The organism is Rhizobium leguminosarum (genome assembly GCF_001679785.1).
Taxonomy (GTDB): Bacteria; Pseudomonadota; Alphaproteobacteria; order Rhizobiales; family Rhizobiaceae; genus Rhizobium; species Rhizobium leguminosarum_R.
This window is the reverse complement of the sequence record NZ_CP016293.1, coordinates 109,511-127,007: the sequence shown is the minus strand read 5'-3', so window position 1 is coordinate 127,007 and position 17,497 is coordinate 109,511. Positions and strand designations below refer to the sequence as shown.

The 17,497-nt window shown below is 61.0% G+C and carries 13 protein-coding genes and 1 pseudogene; 5 read left to right on the top strand and 9 right to left on the bottom strand.

What is annotated here, in order from left to right:
- Nucleotides 1–2 precede the first annotated feature (2 nt).
- The 5 genes from BA011_RS40155 to BA011_RS40135 are packed head-to-tail and all read right to left on the bottom strand — an operon-like array spanning nucleotide 3 to nucleotide 5,971.
- A complete protein-coding gene (locus BA011_RS40155; RefSeq protein ID WP_065284887.1) occupies nucleotides 3–1,517 on the bottom strand; it encodes an ABC transporter substrate-binding protein in 1,515 nt (504 codons plus the stop codon).
- A gap of 19 nt (nucleotides 1,518–1,536) precedes the next feature.
- Nucleotides 1,537–3,246 (bottom strand): dipeptide ABC transporter ATP-binding protein, encoded by a 1,710-nt coding sequence (locus BA011_RS40150; protein WP_065284886.1) that lies wholly within the window; start codon nucleotides 3,244–3,246, stop codon nucleotides 1,537–1,539.
- Nucleotides 3,243–4,094, bottom strand: coding sequence for an ABC transporter permease (locus tag BA011_RS40145; RefSeq protein ID WP_065284885.1), 852 nt, complete (start codon nucleotides 4,092–4,094; stop codon nucleotides 3,243–3,245). Before BA011_RS40145 ends, BA011_RS40150 begins: the two co-directional genes overlap by 4 nt.
- The gene (locus tag BA011_RS40140; RefSeq protein WP_003549356.1) at nucleotides 4,091–5,029 is read right to left on the bottom strand and encodes an ABC transporter permease; all 939 of its coding nucleotides are present in this window, start codon (nucleotides 5,027–5,029) and stop codon (nucleotides 4,091–4,093) included. The genes BA011_RS40145 and BA011_RS40140 overlap by 4 nt, the downstream gene beginning before the upstream one ends.
- 51 nt (nucleotides 5,030–5,080) lie before the next feature.
- Nucleotides 5,081–5,971 carry a proline iminopeptidase-family hydrolase gene (locus tag BA011_RS40135; protein WP_065284884.1) on the bottom strand — a complete coding sequence of 297 codons (891 nt, stop codon included), beginning with the start codon at nucleotides 5,969–5,971 and terminating at the stop codon, nucleotides 5,081–5,083.
- Between the two features lie 130 nt (nucleotides 5,972–6,101).
- Here BA011_RS40135 and BA011_RS40130 point away from each other — a divergent pair, with 130 nt between their 5' ends.
- Nucleotides 6,102–6,914: a helix-turn-helix transcriptional regulator gene (locus BA011_RS40130; protein WP_186806660.1), complete on the top strand. Its 813-nt coding sequence runs from the start codon at nucleotides 6,102–6,104 to the stop codon at nucleotides 6,912–6,914.
- 175 nt (nucleotides 6,915–7,089) lie between these two features.
- Nucleotides 7,090–7,992, top strand: a complete 903-nt coding sequence (locus BA011_RS40125; RefSeq protein ID WP_065284883.1) for a proline iminopeptidase-family hydrolase — start codon at nucleotides 7,090–7,092, stop codon at nucleotides 7,990–7,992.
- 12 nt (nucleotides 7,993–8,004) lie between these two features.
- Here BA011_RS40125 and BA011_RS40120 read toward each other — a convergent pair whose 3' ends face one another.
- Entirely contained in the window at nucleotides 8,005–8,916 is a 912-nt protein-coding gene (locus tag BA011_RS40120) for an acetamidase/formamidase family protein (RefSeq protein WP_065284882.1), read from the bottom strand.
- 366 nt (nucleotides 8,917–9,282) lie between these two features.
- Between BA011_RS40120 and BA011_RS40115 the strand changes: the two genes are divergently transcribed.
- Nucleotides 9,283–12,258 (top strand): NAD(P)-dependent oxidoreductase, encoded by a 2,976-nt coding sequence (locus BA011_RS40115; RefSeq protein WP_065284881.1) that lies wholly within the window; start codon nucleotides 9,283–9,285, stop codon nucleotides 12,256–12,258.
- Nucleotides 12,259–12,367: 109 nt separating this feature from the next.
- Here BA011_RS40115 and BA011_RS40110 read toward each other — a convergent pair whose 3' ends face one another.
- Genes BA011_RS40110 through BA011_RS40100 form a run of 3 tightly spaced genes read right to left on the bottom strand, consistent with a single transcriptional unit; the run spans nucleotide 12,368 to nucleotide 15,028 of the window.
- On the bottom strand, nucleotides 12,368–13,150 hold the full coding sequence (locus BA011_RS40110) for a 3-hydroxybutyrate dehydrogenase (RefSeq protein WP_065284880.1): 783 nt from the start codon (nucleotides 13,148–13,150) through the stop codon (nucleotides 12,368–12,370).
- Between the two features lie 11 nt (nucleotides 13,151–13,161).
- Nucleotides 13,162–13,902, bottom strand: a complete 741-nt coding sequence (locus BA011_RS40105; RefSeq protein ID WP_065284879.1) for an acetoacetate decarboxylase — start codon at nucleotides 13,900–13,902, stop codon at nucleotides 13,162–13,164.
- A complete protein-coding gene (locus tag BA011_RS40100) occupies nucleotides 13,892–15,028 on the bottom strand; it encodes a DUF3734 domain-containing protein (protein WP_065284878.1) in 1,137 nt (378 codons plus the stop codon). The genes BA011_RS40105 and BA011_RS40100 overlap by 11 nt, the downstream gene beginning before the upstream one ends.
- Before the next feature lie 537 nt (nucleotides 15,029–15,565).
- Between BA011_RS40100 and BA011_RS40095 the strand changes: the two genes are divergently transcribed.
- Nucleotides 15,566–16,993 carry an ISNCY family transposase gene (locus tag BA011_RS40095; RefSeq protein WP_065279332.1) on the top strand — a complete coding sequence of 476 codons (1,428 nt, stop codon included), beginning with the start codon at nucleotides 15,566–15,568 and terminating at the stop codon, nucleotides 16,991–16,993.
- Nucleotides 16,994–17,246: 253 nt separating this feature from the next.
- Nucleotides 17,247–17,435 (top strand): annotated as a pseudogene (locus BA011_RS44065) (helix-turn-helix domain-containing protein); the annotation flags it as partial.
- Nucleotides 17,436–17,497 lie beyond the last annotated feature (62 nt).

Here is a 17,497-nt window from a genome sequence, read left to right as displayed (position 1 = left end):
ACTCAGTTCTTGACCGTGTCTTCCAGGAAGAAGCGGCCAAGCGGGTTCTGATAGAAGTTCTCGATATTCTTGCGCGAGACGTTGATATAGGGGCTGTAATAGAGGTCGATCCAGTTGACGTCGTCCTTTGCCATCTTCTGCAGATCGACATACATCTGTTCGCGCTTCTTCGGGTCGAGCTCGAGACGGGCCTTGGCGACCAGTTCCTTCACCGCCTCGTTTTTGTAGTTGGTCAGATAGTTGTTATTGGAATCGTGGCCGAGAACGAAGGTTGTCTTCTGGTCCGGATCGAGAATGTCGTTCGTCCAGTAGTTGACCGAGATGTCGTAATCACCGGCAACCGTCATATCCCATTCCTGGCTTGGATCGACCTTCTGCAGGTTCGCCACGATGCCGGCCTTGGCAAGCTGTTGCTGCACAAGCACTGCCGTCTGCTCGTCCACTTCGTCGCCGGCGCGGATGAGATAGTTCAGCGTCAAGTTGGAGACACCGGCATCCGCCAGCATCTTCTTGGCCTTCTCAGGATCGTAGGGGCGCTGCAGGTTCTCGGCGTAATGGTAGAGCGCACCCTTCGGAATATAAGAGTTGGCGACCGTGCCCTGGCCAAAGGTGACGGTATCGACGATCGCCTTCTTGTCGATCGCCATATCGAGCGCCTGGCGCACTTCCTTCTTGCCGAGATCGCCATGCGCATGGTTGATCAGGAGATGATCCTCGCGGGTCGAGGCGTCGATGTCGACATTGAGGTTCGGGTCCTTCTTCAACTCCTCGACGCGAGAGAACGGCACGAAGATCGCCGTATCCAGCTCGCCGGCCTGAACGTTCAGCATGCGGGTGTTGTCGTCAGGCACCGAGATCCACTCGACGCCGTCGAGCTTGACGCGGTCGGCCTGCCAGAAATTCGGGTTCTTCTTGAGAATGACACGGTCGCCGCGACGCCATTCCTCGACCACGAAGGCACCGGATGCGATCGGCTTTTCTCCATAGGCATCGGCGCCCAGCGATTCCATGCCCTTTTTGGAGATAACGGAGGCATTCGGTAGCGCCAGCGTCGAAAGGAACGGCGCGGACTGGTTCTTGAGCTTGATCGTCAGCGTGTGCGCGTCGGCCGCCAGGGCCGTGTCGATCACTTTGTAGGAATCGCTCCAGAGCGAGGCTGCGTCATCGCGAATGCGCAGCAGGCTGTAGGCCGCGTCTTCCGCCGTCAGCGGCGAACCGTCCGAGAATTTTGCGTCGCGGATCTTGAACGTGTAGGTCAGCCCGTCATCCGAGGTGGTCCAGCTTTCGGCAAGACCCGGCTCCAGTTTCGTGCCCGTCTTGTCGACGCGGATCAGCACGTCGTAGACGTTGGAGAACACCCAGTTGTCGATGTTCTGCGCGGTCTTGATCGGATCGAATGTCGTCGAATCCTCGCGGCGGCCGATGGTGAGTACACCGGCGGCCTCGGCATAGCTTGCGCTGAGCGTCAGACCGGCGAGCAAGGCTGCAAGCCCGATTGATTTCCACCTGTTTGTCATGTGTTCGTTCCCTTCGTTGTTATGGCATGCGTTTGATTGATTGAATCGGCATCGAATGCGGATCGTCCTTGCCGTCGGCGCCTTGCAGCAGCCGCTTGTCAGGATCGATGTCGGGAATGGCGGCGATCAGCGCCGCCGTATAGGGATGTTTCGGCCGCGCGAAGACTTCTTCGGAGCGACCTTCCTCGACGATCTCGCCGCGATACATCACGACGACGCGTTCGCAGAGATTGCGGACGATTGCGAGGTCATGGGCGATGAAGATCAGCGTGAGGTTCATCTTCGCCGTGAGCTCGCGGAAGAGCTCGATGATCTGCGCCTGGATGGTGACGTCGAGGGCCGCCACGCATTCGTCGGCGATGATCAGCTTCGGATCGACGGCGAGGGCTCGAGCAATGCCGGCGCGCTGGCACTGGCCGCCGCTCATGCTGCGCGGTTTGCGGCCGGCGAATTCGCGTTCGAGGCCGACGAGATCGAGCAGCGCGTCGATCCGCGCCGGAATATCGGCCTTGGCGACCTTGCCCTGCACCTTCAGCACCTCGGCCAGCATTTGCCCGATCGTCAGCCGCGGATTGAGCGCGTTGTAGGGGTCCTGGAAGACCATCGCCGTCTCGCGCCTGAGCTTTGCCAGACCAGCGCTTTTCTGCAGCGCCAGATCGACGCCGTCGAAGGTGACGTGACCCGAGGAAAGCGGTGTGAGGCCGAGCACGGCGCGGGCAAGCGTGCTCTTGCCGCTGCCGGATTCGCCGACGATGCCGACCGTCTCGCCCGGCATGATCTGCAGGCTGACGCCGGCAACGGCGCTGACTGTCTTGGCACCGCCCCTGAACAGGGCGCCGCCGGCTCTGAAGCGCACATGGAGATCATCGATTTCGAGCAATGGCCTCGCCGGTTGGCTGGCCTCGACAATCTCGAGCAGCGGCGCTGATATCGCGCCCGGTATGGAAGGGTGGCTGTTGATCAGATTGATCGTATAGGGATGCTGCGGCCGCGCCAGGATCGTCCGCTTCGGCCCCTCTTCGATGAGCTTGCCGCCGCGCAGCACGGCGATGCGGTCGCAAGTCTGGGCGACTATACCGAGATCGTGGGTGATCAGAATGATCGACAGGCCGCGCCGATCGCGAATGTCAATCAACAGCCGCAGGATTTGCGCCTGGATAGTCACGTCGAGCGCCGTCGTCGGCTCGTCGGCGATCAGGATCTTCGGATTGCAGGACAACGCCACGCCGATCATCGCCCGCTGCCGCATGCCCCCGGAAAATTCGTGCGGATAGCTATCGTACTGGCGCTTCGGATCGGGGAAGCCGACCTGCGCCAGGATTTCCGTCGCCGCGGCGCGGGCCTCGCGGGCGCCGAGGCCCTGGTGATAGCGGATGCCCTCGGCGATCTGATCTCCGATCCGCATCACCGGGTCGAGATGGCTGGTCGGGTTCTGGAAGATCATGCCGATCTCGCCGCCGCGCACTTTCAGCATCTCGGCGTCGTCGATCCGCATGAGGTCCCGCCCTTCGAGCAGCACGCTACCGCTTTCGATCTTCAGCAGCGAGGAGGGCAGCAAGCGCACCAGGGAACGGCAGAACAGGCTCTTGCCCGAGCCGCTCTCGCCGACGAGACCGAGAATCTCGCCCTTGCCGAGGTCGAGCGAGACCGCATCGAGCAGCGTGCGCGGGCCGGAATCGACATGCGCCCTGACGGTGAGATCACGGACGGACAGCACGGAGCCGCTCATTCGTGCACCCCCAGCAGTTCGCCGAGCGCGTCGCCCAGCATGCTGAAGCCGAAGGCGAGGCAGACGATGGAGAGACCGGGAAACAGCGTGATCCACCATGCAGTCGTGATGAAGCTCTGGCCTTCCGCGACCATGACACCCCATTCGGCAATCGGCGGCTGGACGCCGAGGCCGAGATAGCTGACGGCAGCGCCGCTGAGCAGCACCAGCGTCGCATCGGACATCGAAAAGACGATCGAGCCGGCAATCGCGTTCGGAAGCAGGTGGCGGAACATGATGCGCGGGCGGCTGAAGCCGAGGCTGACGGCGGCAACGGCGTAGTCGCTGCCTTTCAGCACCAGCATCTGCGCCCGGATCAGCCGCGCATAGGAGACCCAGCCGACCAGCGCCATGGCGATGTAGAAGCTGCCGAGGCCGGGGCCGAGGATCGCGATGATCGACAGCATCAGCACCAGGAAGGGGAAGGCGAGGATGATATCGACGAGACGCATGAACAGCGCATCGACGATCCCGCCGAAGAAGCCGGCGATCGTGCCGACCGTCGTGCCGATCAGGAAGGGGAAGATGACGCCGATCAGTGCCATCTGCAGGTCGAGGCGCGCGCCCCAGATGACGCGGGAGAGGATATCGCGGCCGAAATTGTCGGTGCCGAAGGGATGCAACAGCGAAGGCGCATGCAGGCGCACCTCGGCATTCTGCATGATCGGGTCGTAAGGCGCGACGATGGGCGCGCCGATTGCCAGCAGGACGAAGAACAGCAGCAGGCCGGCACTGAGCACAAGCATCGGCCGCCGGCCGAAGAACCTGCGCCAGCCGGGGGAGGCGGGGGCGATCGCCTCGATGCTCATAGCTTCACCCTCGGATCGACGGCGACAGTGACGATGTCGGCAATGAAGTTGATAAGCACGGTGGCGCAGGCAAAGACCATGGCGACGCCTTGAACCACCATATAGTCGCGTGAGAAGATCGCCCTGACGAGCAGCTGTCCCATGCCGGGCAGCGCAAAGACGCTCTCGACCACCACCGTGCCGCCGATCAGCCAGCCAATATTGACGGCAAGCAGGTTGATGGTCGGCACCAGCGAATTCGGCAGGACATGCCGCCAGAAGACGATCCCCTCCGGCATGCCGCGGGCGCGCGCCGCCGTCGCGACATCCGATTTCAGTTGCTCGATCATCGCTGCCCGCAGGCTGCGCGTCAGCACGGTCGAGAGTGACAGCGCGACCGTCAGGCTCGGCAGTACGAGATGCGACAGCTTTTCGCCGATCGTTGCACCATAGCCCGAAACCGGCAGCACACCGAGTTCAACGCTGAACAGGATGATCAGCATCAACCCCAGCCAGAAGGGCGGAAAACCGATGCCGAAGGTCGAGACGATGCGCACCGCATGATCCGGCGCCCGGCCGGCATTGCGCGCGGCGATCGCCGACATCGGCACCGCGATCAGGACCGAAAGCACGACGCTGGAGACGACGAGCGCAAGCGTCGGCTCGATACGGGTGACGATCAGCTTCAGCACGTCGATCTTGTAGAGGATCGACTTGCCCATCTCGCCATTGGCGAGGTTCTTGAGGAAATAGACATATTGCAGCCACATCGGCTGATCGAGGCCGTATTGGGCGCGGATGCTGGCGAGAGCCGCCGGCGTCGCGCGCGTGCCGAGGATGTTGCGTGCGGGATCACCGGGGATCAACCGGACCAGAATGAAGGTGATGACGCTGATGCCGAAGATCACGGGCAGGAACTGCAGCGGTCGCGTCAGAACGAATTTATAGCGATGCATGACGGCGATCGCCCCTTTGTCTTCGTCTGGTTCGGTCCGCTTCCTGTTGCATCAGCCTGCCTCGTGCCGGGCGAGAAAATCGAGAAGCGCCGGATAATAATCCTGCGGGTTCTCATAGAACGGCATGTGGCTGGCATTGGCAAATACCTTCAGCTCGGCATCCGGCAGCGCAAGCTTCATCCTGAGCGCACAGGCCGGCGTCAACTCGTCATGCTCTCCCGTCGTGATGAGCACCGGCAGCGTCAGCCGCGGCAGGTCGGGGATGCGGTTCCAGTCCTTGAGATTGCCGATATAGAGAAACTCGTTCGGTCCCTGCATCGTCTCGTAGGGCGCCATGTTCCAATCGTCGAGCGAGCGGCGCACCGGTGCCGGCCATTCCGGCAGACGGCAGACATGGCGGTAGTTGAGGATGGTGACGGCAGCGAGATACTCCGGATGATTATAAGTGCCCTGCGCCTCGTGCTTCTGCATCATCGAGACGGTTTCGGGACCGAGCGCTGCGCGCAGCCGTTCCAGTTCCGAGATCAGATGCGGCATGTCGGCGACGGTATCTTCGAGGATCAGCGTCTTGAGGTTTTCTGGATAGGTCAGCGCATATTCGATCGCCAGCCAGCCGCCCCAGGAATGGCCGAGCATGTGGACCTTGCCGAGCCCCAGCGCCTTGCGCACCGTCTCCGTCTCCTCGACATAACGGCCGATCGTCCAGAGCGTGAGATCGTCCGGCCGGTCGGAGGCGCCGGTGCCGAGTTGATCGAAGGCGACGACGCGATAGCCCTTGTCGACGAGACAGGAATGCGTCTCGCGCAAGTAATCACAGGGCAGGCCCGGCCCGCCGTTCAGGCAAAAAACCGTCTCGCTGCCGGTCCCGAAACTATAGGCAACGACGCGATAGCCATCGACATCGATCTCGAATCGCTCGTCCGGCCGTATTTCACGCCACATTGATCGCTCCGGCAGAAGATTTCGCTTGCTCAATATTTGGGCACGGCTAAATTTTTACCTTAATCCGCATTCAGTGCCAGCTATAAGAAGTGATAGGGTGGGCCGCAATGCCGAACCCCGGGAGCAGCCCATGCTTGACGACCCCATTCTTGACGACATCGGAACGATCAGACGGCAGTTTACAGCGCACGAAACTCTGGACGGCCGGATCGACCAGGCCTTCGAGGCGATGAAGCAGATCGGCTTCGAGGCGTTGATCTACGACTATACACCCGTTCCCTACGATCTCGACGGCGCGATCATGATACCATCACTGCTGAAGCTGCGGAATATCTCAGACGACATGCACGACTACTGGTTCAATCGCGGCTATTTCCGTATCGATCCGGTGCAGCAGGTGGCGCTACGCACCTCCGCACCTTTCTTCTGGAACTACGATCCGGACGCTGACACGCTGATCAACCGTTTCATGAACGACGACACCGCGCCGGTGACGCGCTATTTGAGCGAACGCGATATGTCGACCGGCGTCACCGTTCCGGTTCATATGCCACGCGGCGACTATGCAACCGTCACCGGTATCCGCTTCGGCCGGAACAAAGATTTCGAACGGCACGCTCTGCGCTATATCGCCGACTTCAACCTGCTTGCCCATGTTTTCCATGAGACCGCCTATTCGCTGTTCGACACGCGGGCAAAGAGCGTCGGCACCATCCGCCTGACCGAGCGGGAACGGGAATGCCTGCGCCATTCGGCGGAAGGCTACTCCGCCAAGGAAATTTCCCGCATCATCGATCGTTCCATACCGACTGTCGTGATGCATTTGAACGCCGCGACAAAGAAACTCGGCGCCCGTAACCGAACCCAGGCCGTGGTGCGCGCCACCCACTACCGCCTGCTCGAAGACCGGCCGACCCATAATTGGCCGCCCTATAACTTGTGATAGCTGCCTTCACCGTCGCCGCCGCGTTATGGTTTTCATCATTGCCAGAGCATGATGCCGAAAAGTGTGAGCGGTTTTCGGACGACATCGTGCTCTAACTATTTAATTTAGAACAGGATTCAGATTTTGGCCGAAGGGGCCCAAAGTCATCCTGTTCTAGGAGATGGAGACACCGGTGGGCGAAGTCACGACCAAAGAAGCTTACCTGCCTTTTCGCGATTATCGCACCTGGTATCGGGTCACCGGCTCGCTGGAGAGCAGCAAGCTGCCTCTCGTCGTCGCCCATGGCGGGCCTGGCTGCACCCATGATTATGTCGATTCCTTCAAGGATATCGCCGCCCTCGACGGCCGACCGGTCATCCATTACGACCAGCTCGGCAATGGCAATTCCACCCGACTTCCGGAAAAGGGCCCGGATTTCTGGACCGTCGGCCTGTTCCTCGAGGAGTTGGACGCACTGCTTTCCCATCTCGGCATCCAGCAGCACTATGCCTTCCTCGGCCAGTCCTGGGGCGGCATGCTCGGCGCCGAACATGCGGTGCGCCGGCCGCAAGGCCTGAAAGCCCTTGTCATCGCCAACTCGCCGGCCAACATGCATACCTGGGTTTCGGAGGCGAACCGGCTGAGGCAGGAACTGCCGAAAGAGGTGCAGGACACGCTGCTGAAGCATGAGCTGGCGGGACGCCTTACCGATCCGGACTATATCGCCGCCTCACGCGTCTTCTATGACCGCCATGTCTGCCGCGTGGTGCCGTGGCCGCCTGAAGTGGCGCGGACCTTTGCGATCATGGACGAAGACAACACCGTCTACCGCAACATGAACGGCCCGACCGAATTTCACGTCATCGGTACGATGAAGGACTGGACGATCGAGAACAGGCTCGACCGCATCGAAGCCCCGACGCTGCTGATCTCGGGAAAATACGACGAGGCGACGCCCCTGGTGGTAAGGCCTTATCTCGAACGCGTTCCCGGCTGCGAATGGGTTCTCTTCGAAAACTCCAGCCATATGCCGCATGTCGAGGAAAAGCAGCTTTGCCTGGCGACCGTTTCCGGTTTCCTGTCCCGGCACGATTGAGGAAGGGGTCGCCTACCGGCGAAGCAGCCATTTCTTGGCGACACGGCAGGCGATCGTATAGGCCGGGTCGAAGACGTTGCCGACATCATAGCGCACCACCTGGCCGAGCAGATGGCTGGCCGCCGTCCTGTCCAGGCCGTAATCCGACGCCAGCCAGTTCAGCATCTCGCTGGTCGCGTGCTGGAGCGCCTGATCGAGGGGCCGGGCGTTGCCGATGGTGAAGATGTCTTCGGCCGTTTCCCCGCGCGGCCAGACCAGTCCGGCCTTCTTTTCCACCGTCAGCCGCACCGTGACCTCGAACGTCGTCTCGACGCCGGTTCCGACGATCTCGCCATCCCCTTGCACGGCATGGCAGTCGCCGAGAAAGAACAAGGCGCCGGGGGCCGCTACGGGCAAGCGGACCGTGGTGCCGGGGCCGAACAGCCGATAGTCCATGTTGCCGCCATATTCGCCACTGGTTGCGGTCGATATCGCCTGGCCGAGGCTAGGCGCCACGCCGAAACAGCCGATCATCGGGGCGAGAGGCAGAACGAAATTTTCAAGACCTGCAACCGTTTCGGAAAGCCGGACTGTCAGGGATTCGCGGTCGATCGCCCAGATGGCGATATCGCGCGGCGGCAGGTCGCGAACCGCTTCAGGATCGACCACATTGGCGGCGACGACGCTGCGGGTAAAACCCGTGTCCCTGGTCGGGATCATGCTGATGATCTCGACCTTCAGCGCATCCCCGGGCTCGGCACCTTCCACGAAGATCGGGCCGTTCATCGGATTGGGGCCGGATGCCTGCTTGACGCCGTCTTTATCATGCCCGGCAGCGTCGAGCGTCTCGGTGGCGACGGTATCGCCGTCGGCGATATGCAGGGCCGGCGAAAGAGAGCCGATAACATTGTGAAAGCTCGTCGGAATGAAGCGGTGAGTGGTCATGAAATACAGCTCTCGCTCGTTTTGAATGTAGGAGCCTGCGGCTGGAGCGCCGGGCCGAGAGAGTTGCAGACTAGATCAGAGATTGCCTGCAATGCCAATATCCGCGCGGCACCACGCGAAACCGGCAGCCGATGGCGGGTTGTCGAAAGGGTGGCACGAGGGGCGTCTTTGTGATCGCGGCAACCGCATAGGGGAATGCATCACTCATATCCACCCTGGTGGAGTCGACTCTTGCCGCAGCCCTCGAAGGGGTTTCGGCCACGCGTTTTGCACAGGAAAGATCATTCAGGCAATGGTCGAAACGCGATACCATAACCACGACCTTGGCCGCCTCGACCACCTTCCTTTCAAACCGATAGGCAGATCATGAAAAATATCGAGCAGATGCAGGAACAGCGACTTGAAGCGCTCCGACTGACGAAGTCGGGAGCACCGAAGCTGCCGTCCAATCCGTTTTTCGGCGTCGGTCCGATCACCGATGCGACCACCGACGAAGTGGATAGCCGCCTGCGGCGCATCGCTTTCGATAGATGGATCGAGAAGACCTATCGCAAGTTCGACGACAGGGGCAACGATATCGGCGGCTTCACCACCGCCGAAATTTCCCGCAGCATGCATCGCGGCTACCCGGCGGATAAAATTCTGACCGACATGATGCGGGCGATCCACCGCTATTTCCACTTCCCGAAGACGAACCGGATGGCTGTGGGACTCGGCGGCGGTCACAGCGGCTATACCGTCTGCGTCCAGCACCTGACGAACGCCAACGACGCCTCGCAGCGCGTCTACGTCGATACGCCGCGCCCGGAAAGCGATCCGGCCCGCACGGCAGGCTTCTTCCGTCAGTCCTGGGCCACGCAGCTGATCGAGATGCAGCGCTTCGCCGAAAAAGGCTGCGAGAGCCGCATTCATTTTGCCGCCTCCGAGGGTGTGATCCCGACGGCCGCCGAGCTGTCCGCTCTTGGTGTGTCGATCTTCGTCGGCGTCGGCCACGAGACGACCGGCGCCAATGCTTATACCAGCCGCGAGATCCACGAGCTGCTGAACTGGATCGATGGCGATCCGGCAAACCGCCATGCAGTGTTCGACGCGACGTCGATGCTGGGTGCCATGCCTTGGGAGCCCGAGTGGGTCGACGCCGTGATGGCGAAATGCTGCTTGTTCATGCCGTTTCAAAAGGCGATCGGCGGGGTATCGGGGTATTTCGTCGCCTCCTTCACGCCGCATGCCCTGGCGCTCGTGGAGAAGAACCAGCAGGATCCGTCCTGGGCGATCCCGCGCCAGCTCAAGATCGCGCCGCCGATCGATGCGCGGCGGCCGCTTTCCGCCAAGCGATCCGTGGATGCCGGGCCGTTTTACGATGCCGCGGAAGACCGTATGCTCGGCGGCGTCATCAACACCTACAGCGCGCTTGCCTTTGCCGAAACCACCTTCGGCCTCCTGCAGTCCGAGGCGCGGGTCGGCTCGCTGGTCGAGCTCAACAAGCGGTCTGCGGCCAATCGGGCGGTGATCGACGGCTGGGTCGATTCGCACCCGCTTTTTTCGCTGACCGTCACCGATGCCGAGCGGCGCGGCGCGGCGGTGACGCTGCTAAAGGTGGAGGATGCGGGCATCACCGATCCTGCGATCCATGCCCGCATTATCGCTCGTTCGAAGCAACTGCTCGGCTATGAAGGCTTTACCCATCCGAACGGCGCGTTTGAGCCCGGCCTCGACGCGGCGCGTTACGTCAACGCATTCCCGGGAACGCCCGGCGACTACCGCGCCTGGGTCGGCGGCATCCGCGAGCCGGCCGATATCGTTGCGCTGCTGGAGAACCTGCAATATGCCTATCTGCGCGCCAAGGTCGTCGTGTTCGAGGAGGAACTGGCAAAGCAGGGGGTCACGTTCGCAGCACCCGTGAAAGCCGGCGCGATGGTCCGCAAGGACGATCCCGAACACGCCTATACGGTGCTGATCGCCGATCTGGTCGGCCTGCGCCTCGGCGCCGATGGGGAGCCCGACGACAGCGAGATCAGGACCTATGTCGAGGAAAAGGGCGGCGTCTTCCATGCCGGCCCGATCGGCGACAGGGCGGCGCTGGAAAAGGGCCGCATCCATTTCTTCTACCAGCCAAATCTCAGCACCGAGGCCGAAATCCTGCCGCAGACGGACAAGGGCCAGTATGACGCGCTGATCGCGGCGGCGACCTTCATCTCGAAGGCTTCCGTCTTCCCGTTCGGCGGCGTGCGCATCGGCGCGGGGACCGGCAATATGGGCTCGGCCTCCTGGGGCGGCGGCAACGGCGAGGGCGGCGAGGCGCCTTTGATGAACACGCCCGGCATCAACAGCCGGGCGACTGCCCAGATGGCGATGAAGGCAATCCTCAAGGTTGTTCCCGACCTGCCCGTCGACAGGCTGCACCAGATGGTCGCCAACGGCGACTTTGATACCGGGCGCCAGCTCAAGGATTTCCCGACCGCCAAGCTGGAGGGTCGGAAAATCGCCATTCTCGGCTACGGCAATATCGGCCGCGAAGTCGCCAAGCTTGCCAAGGCTTTCGGCATGAAGGTGGCGATCTACGCACGCCAACATCACCAAGGCTGGATCGAGTCGGAAGGCTTCGATTACGCCGCAAGTCCGGTTGAAGCGGCGACCGGCGCCGACGTGCTCTCGGTCCATATCGGTCTCGGCCGGCTGGATGCTGCGACGGGCGGTTACTCCAACGCAGGGGTGGTCGACACGCGGGTTCTCGGCGCGATGAACGATGGTGCGGTGCTGGTCAACTACGACCGGGGCGAGGTCGTCGATGTGGCAGCGCTCGACCGGGCGCTGTCATCAGGAAAGATTGCCCATGCGGCAATCGACGCCGATCTCTTCAAGGATGCAGTAACCGGCAAGCTCAGCGGACCGATGGTTCCCTATCTGCCACTCGAAGAGCGCCATAAGGGCAAGCTGGAACTGCTGCCGCACGCCGCCGCCGATACCGACCATCCTTCTCGGGTGACCGGCGCCAAGCAGGCGGTCGATCAGATCTTCGATGTCATCCGCTTCAAGTCGGTCACCAATCTGAAGGGTGATCTGCCGGAAGGGTATGTCTCGGCAGGCGGCCGCACACCGGCCGGAATCGGCAGGGTGACGAAGCGGGTGGTCAGCGAGATCTGCGGCAATTCCGAACTGCTGGACGAATTACGGCGGACCTCGGAAAAGGTCGCGGCGATCGTCGGCGCGCTCTCCGTTGTCTCCGACCCGAGCCACCGCGACCGGATCATCGATCGCTATACCGGTCTGCTGGCCGAAAATGCCGGCCGGCAGCGGGCGCTTCTCGAGCAGCTTGGCCTCTACGGGCCGGCGGCGGAGTAAGCTGCGGTCGAAGCCGGAGGTCTTCCCATATGCAGGCAACGCGGCATCGACGGCACATTCAACAGCGTTGAGCCTTGACGGACCCAGATGCGATGCCTCAGCGAGACCGTTACTGCATGTACCAGCCATGGCTGACGACGAGTGACTGGCCGGTGAGAGCATTGGTCTCGAAACCGGCAAACAGCAGCGCCACTTCGGCGACATCGTCGACCGTGGTAAACTGTGCATCCACAGTGCCACCGAGCATTATCTTCTTGATGACCTCGTCTTCGGAAATTCCGAGTTCCTTTGCCTGTTCCGGAATTTGCTTGTCGACGAGCGGCGTCCGGACGAAGCCGGGGCAGATGACGTTGGCGCGCACGCCATCCGGTCCGCCTTCTTTGGCGACCACGCGAGCAAGGCCGAGCAAGCCGTGCTTGGCGGTGACGTAGGCCGATTTCAGCGGCGAAGCCTCATGCGAATGCACCGAACCCATATAGATGATCGCGCCGCCCTTCTGCGCCTTCATATGTGGAACGCAAGCCTTGGTGGTGAGGAACGCGCCATCGAGATGGATGGCGAGCATCTTCTTCCAGTCGGAAAAGGCGTAGTCCTCGATCTTGTTGACGATCTGGATGCCGGCATTGGAGACGAGCACGTCCACACGGCCCCACTTGGCTACGACGGCGGCGACGCCGGCGTTCACGGCTTCCTCGCTGGTCACGTCCATCGCAAGACCGATCGCCTCGCCTGGGCCGGCAGCCGTCAGATCCTTGGCCGCCGCTTGCGCCGCATCGAGCTTCAGGTCAGCAATGACGACCTTGGCACCTTCCGAAACGTATTTTTTAGCGATCGCCAGTCCGATACCGCTGGCCGACCCGGTGACGATGCAGACCTTGTCCCTGAGCTTCATGGTTGGACTCCTTATTTTGCAAAATAATCATGGACCACTTCGCCGAGGCCCAGCGTCAGGTCCGAGAGAATATGGATGGCGGATTTGACCTCAAGCACCGGCAGGTCGGCGACCGGCGCCAGCGCATGCGGAAACAGCGCCAGGGCGCCCGGACCTTCCCACGCGCCCTTCACCGTCAGGTCCTCAAGATAGTAGCGCACCAGCTCGCAGATGCGCGGTGTGCAATCGACATGTGGAATGATCTTCAGCATGAAATTCGGCTGCTTCAGGCTTTCGAGGATTTTCGCCTTGTCGAGTGTCCGATGCTTGAAGCCCATCGTTGCGGTGGCGACGCGCTGACCGCCATAGTCGAGCGTGCCGACCAGCGCATCCTTGACGGATGTCAGCGACGGCTCGGCCAGTTTCTTCGGAAAGCCCCAAATCTCGCGGCCACCGGCGATCGGCGCGTCGTCGTTGAGGTACATAGAATGCACGTAACCGCCGTGTACGCCTTGATAGGTCACCGGGATGACCTGGCCGGATTCGGTATAGTCGCCAAACCCGGTCGAGTCCGGCATGCGGATGAATTCGTATTTCACCAGCGGCTCATCGAACTGCAGCGGCTCCGGCACGACCCGGCGCAGGGCCTCCGGATCGGTGCGATAGGTGATGATCATATATTCGCGATTGACGAACCGATACGGCCCTGGCGGGTAGGATGGACTGGTCAGCGGCATGGCAAAGGCATTGCGAACGACATCTTCAATTTTCATGGTTTTTCCCACGCAGGCGTTGCTCGGCAAGGTCGAAAATCCGTATCCCATTGGTCGGACGCGTTCGGTCGAGCCAATCTGGATGGTTTAGCGTCTCGACCACATCGTCATGGCCGGCCCTCCAGTGTTCCTCCACGGAGAGCCGCGAAAACTCATAGTCCTTGGATCCGGTTTCATAGGCGGCATGCCGATAGATCAGGTGCACCATGGTCACGGCGCAATCATTGCCGATCTTTTCAAGGAGCCTCGCATCGGGATCGTCCTTCAGCTCAGGCGGCAGCTTTTCAGTCAGCCTCTTGGCCGCCATGCGCACCGACTGAAGCTTGCGGAACTGGTCGGTGTTGAGCCGCGTGCGGCTGGAAAAACGGATTTCCTTCTCGCGGGCACCTACGTCAAAGACATCCTTCGGCAGCACGCCCTTGGCGCTGAACAAATCGACCTGGAAGATGCAGAGATCAGCCTCCAACTCGCTACCACCGAGAATGCGCTGCAGCGGCGTGTTGGAAACGATACCTCCATCCCAATAATAGCGGCCGTCGATCTCGACGGGCGCAAAACCCGGCGGCAACGCCCCGGAGGCGGCCACGTGTTTGGGCGAAAAAGCACAATCGCGGTTGTCGAAATAATTGAAGTTGCCGCTAACAACATCGACAGCGCCGAGGCTGAGACGGATGGCACCGGAATTGATCAGGTCGAAATCGACGAGACCGGCGAGGGTCTCCTGCAACGGCGCGGTGTCGTAAAGGCTGATCGCGGCCATCGGATCGCCCGGGATGTTCCATGGCGCAAAGACGCGCGGCGTGAAAAAGCCGGGAACGCCGGTCAAAGACCCCAGAAAAGCGGAGGATTCGTTGAACCATTTGCGCATCGCATTGCCATTGCCGAGAAAATGGCCGGGCAGTCCGGACGAGACCCGATGCCAGAAGGTCCTGAGGTTATCGACACGCTGATCGACGGGGCTTCCGGCAATGATGGCTGAGTTGATCGAACCGATAGATATCCCGGCCAGCCAGTCGGGGCGGATGCCAGCCTCATGCAAAGCTTCGTAAGCGCCGGCCTGGTAGGCACCCAGAGCACCACCGCCCTGAAACACCAGCACGGTTTTCTCTGTCGGAATAGTACTCACGGGAAGCTTTTCCTCAAATGCTGCAGCTGCTAACAAATAACACAGAGAAGGCCATCGAGCTGCACAGGGCAGATTAAGTTCCAGTAATGCAGGAAGGCTTCAGAGCAATCGTATACTAAGTCATTTCAGAGGCTTGCTAGTCAAAGCGGCGCATTCTTCGCAACCATTTTGAGGCCTTTAGTTAGTCCTGCCGAGGGCATCTTGCAATGCAACAAAATGTGACAACGCTGGCCATACGGCTATGTAGACTGCGAATTCACCCATGCCAGGCCAATCCTTCATTTCAGGCTTGCTAGGCCGTTCGACCAGCGTCGCCAGCTGGTTCAATCAACGAAGTCTCGCTTCGAGACAGGAGCACTCTTATGTTCCATAATATCCGTTACGCCGCAAATTTGTGTAGCGGCTATTTAGTAATGCGACAGTTGGGCCAGTTAGAGATGCGACAGTCTCGCCTCTCTACGCACTGGTCAATGCCAACGTCGGGAGCAAGGATGACGATCTTCAGCCTGGTCGAGACCATGAGCGGTCGGAGTCGTCATGTCCTTTATGATCACCATGTCGCAGAAAGAATTGCATCGCCTCGAAGTTATCCAGAAGATTCGTGACGAGCGCCTGAGCGTCGTCCAGGCCGCCGAACTGCTCGACCTCAGTCGAAGTCAGGTCCATCGGCTGCTGCAGGCTTATGACCGGAATGGTCCAGCCGGCCTTGTTTCCAAGAAGCGATCACAGCCGAGCAACCGGCGCCACAGCGAGGAGTTTCGCAATGCGGCGCTGGATCTGATCCGGGAGCGCTATCTGGATTTCGGTCCGACGCTGGCGCGCGAGAAGCTGATGGAACTGCATCAGATCTCGGTCGCCAAGGAGACGCTGCGGCAATGGATGACCGAGGCCGGCATCTGGATCTCGCGGCGTGAGCGTAAGCAGCGGGTTTTCCAGCCGCGCGGCCGGCGCGACTGTTTCGGCGAACTCGTGCAGATCGATGGATCGCATCACTGGTGGTTTGAGAACCGTGGTCCCAAATGCGCCCTGCTTGTCTATATCGATGACGCCACCGGCAAGTTGCTGCATCTGCGGTTCGCTGGGTCAGAGAACACGTTCGACTACCTGCATGCGACAAAGGCTTATCTGCAGCAATGGGGTAAACCTCTGGCCTTCTACAGCGACAAGCATGGTGTCTTTCGTTCGACCCATGCGTCGGAGAAAGACCGCACGAGCGGCCTGACGCAGTTTGGTCGTGCGCTTTATGAGCTGAACATCGACATCATCTGCGCCAATACTCCGCAGGCAAAGGGCCGTGTGGAACGCGCCAACCAGACGCTGCAGGACCGGCTGGTCAAGGAGATGCGGCTTCGCGGCATCGATACGATCGAGGCGGCCAACGGCTATGCATCAGAATTCATTGCGGATTTCAATTCCCGTTTTGGCAAACCGCCACGCAATCCGAAGGACATGCACCGGCCGCTTGCCGCGCATGAGAATCTCGATGGCGCCATGTGCCGCAAGGAAGTCCGCACACTGTCGCAGTCCCTGACGCTCCGTTACGACAAGGTCTTGTTCATTCTCGATCCGACGGAGCGGGCCAGAGGGCTGGCGGGAAAGAAGGTCGTTGTCTGCGACTACCCGGACGGCCGCCTCGAGATCATGCACGAGAGCTTCACCCTGCCCTACAGAACCTTCGATACATTGCGGTCGGTCCACCGGGCAGAGGTTGTCGAGAACAAGCGTCTCGACGACATGCTTTCCGTCGTCGCCGAGCTGCAGGCTGGGCGGGAACAGCAGCGCAGTAAGAGCGGCCCTCGCCGCACCGGCCAGACGGATCATATGTTCGGTATTCCCGATGGCAGCCAGGGCAATGGTTATCAGAAGCGTGGCCGCAAGCCTGGCCGGCGGACGGACTTCATGAATGATCCGGAGGTCATCGCAAAAAGGCAGAAGGCGCTGGCGCGCATGGAGGCCGCGGAATGATCGCCTGCACTCATAGTCTCAAAGCTAAAGCCGAAGGGTGTTCCTCACCCGCCCCCGCTCCTCCCTTGCAACCCGGTCCAGCCGGTCGGATCGGCGGCTAATCCGAAGCGCAAGTGTCGCGTTTCTAACCGGCTGACAGCGTCGCGCATCTAATCAGCTTTGACAATTTGTTGTAGCCGCAAAGTTGAAGTGTCCTGTTTCTGCAAAGTTGGAATGTCACACTCCCCGGGTTTGATGACGGTGGAGGTTGCGGATGGGACTGATTGCGATGAGCGAGCGTGATCTGCAGCGGATCGAGGTTTTATCGAAGGTCGTTCACGGTTGGACGACGCTGGTCTCGGCGGCGCATGTTCTGGGCTTGAGCACACGACAGGTGCGCCGGCTGCTGGATCGGATCCGGACGAGCGATGCGGCGTCGATGCTCTCGCGCTTCCGAGGGCAAATCCGACTTCACCGACATACGGGCAGGTCAGGCGTAGCTATGGGATGCGAAATATCTGCCTC

What these genes read in the sequence shown, in the direction of transcription:
- BA011_RS40145 (WP_065284885.1), bottom strand. Translation starts at nt 4,094, where the DNA reads ATGAGCATCGAGGCGATCGCCCCCGCCTCCCCCGGCTGGCGCAGGTTC.
- BA011_RS40120 (WP_065284882.1), bottom strand. Translation starts at nt 8,916, where the DNA reads ATGACCACTCACCGCTTCATTCCGACGAGCTTTCACAATGTTATCGGC.
- BA011_RS40140 (WP_003549356.1), bottom strand. Translation starts at nt 5,029, where the DNA reads ATGCATCGCTATAAATTCGTTCTGACGCGACCGCTGCAGTTCCTGCCC.
- BA011_RS40150 (WP_065284886.1), bottom strand. Translation starts at nt 3,246, where the DNA reads ATGAGCGGCTCCGTGCTGTCCGTCCGTGATCTCACCGTCAGGGCGCAT.
- BA011_RS40110 (WP_065284880.1), bottom strand. Translation starts at nt 13,150, where the DNA reads ATGAAGCTCAGGGACAAGGTCTGCATCGTCACCGGGTCGGCCAGCGGT.
- BA011_RS40155 (WP_065284887.1), bottom strand. Translation starts at nt 1,517, where the DNA reads ATGACAAACAGGTGGAAATCAATCGGGCTTGCAGCCTTGCTCGCCGGT.
- BA011_RS40105 (WP_065284879.1), bottom strand. Translation starts at nt 13,902, where the DNA reads ATGAAAATTGAAGATGTCGTTCGCAATGCCTTTGCCATGCCGCTGACC.
- BA011_RS40135 (WP_065284884.1), bottom strand. Translation starts at nt 5,971, where the DNA reads ATGTGGCGTGAAATACGGCCGGACGAGCGATTCGAGATCGATGTCGAT.
- BA011_RS40130 (WP_186806660.1), top strand. Translation starts at nt 6,102, where the DNA reads ATGCTTGACGACCCCATTCTTGACGACATCGGAACGATCAGACGGCAG.
- BA011_RS40115 (WP_065284881.1), top strand. Translation starts at nt 9,283, where the DNA reads ATGAAAAATATCGAGCAGATGCAGGAACAGCGACTTGAAGCGCTCCGA.
- BA011_RS40095 (WP_065279332.1), top strand. Translation starts at nt 15,566, where the DNA reads ATGTCCTTTATGATCACCATGTCGCAGAAAGAATTGCATCGCCTCGAA.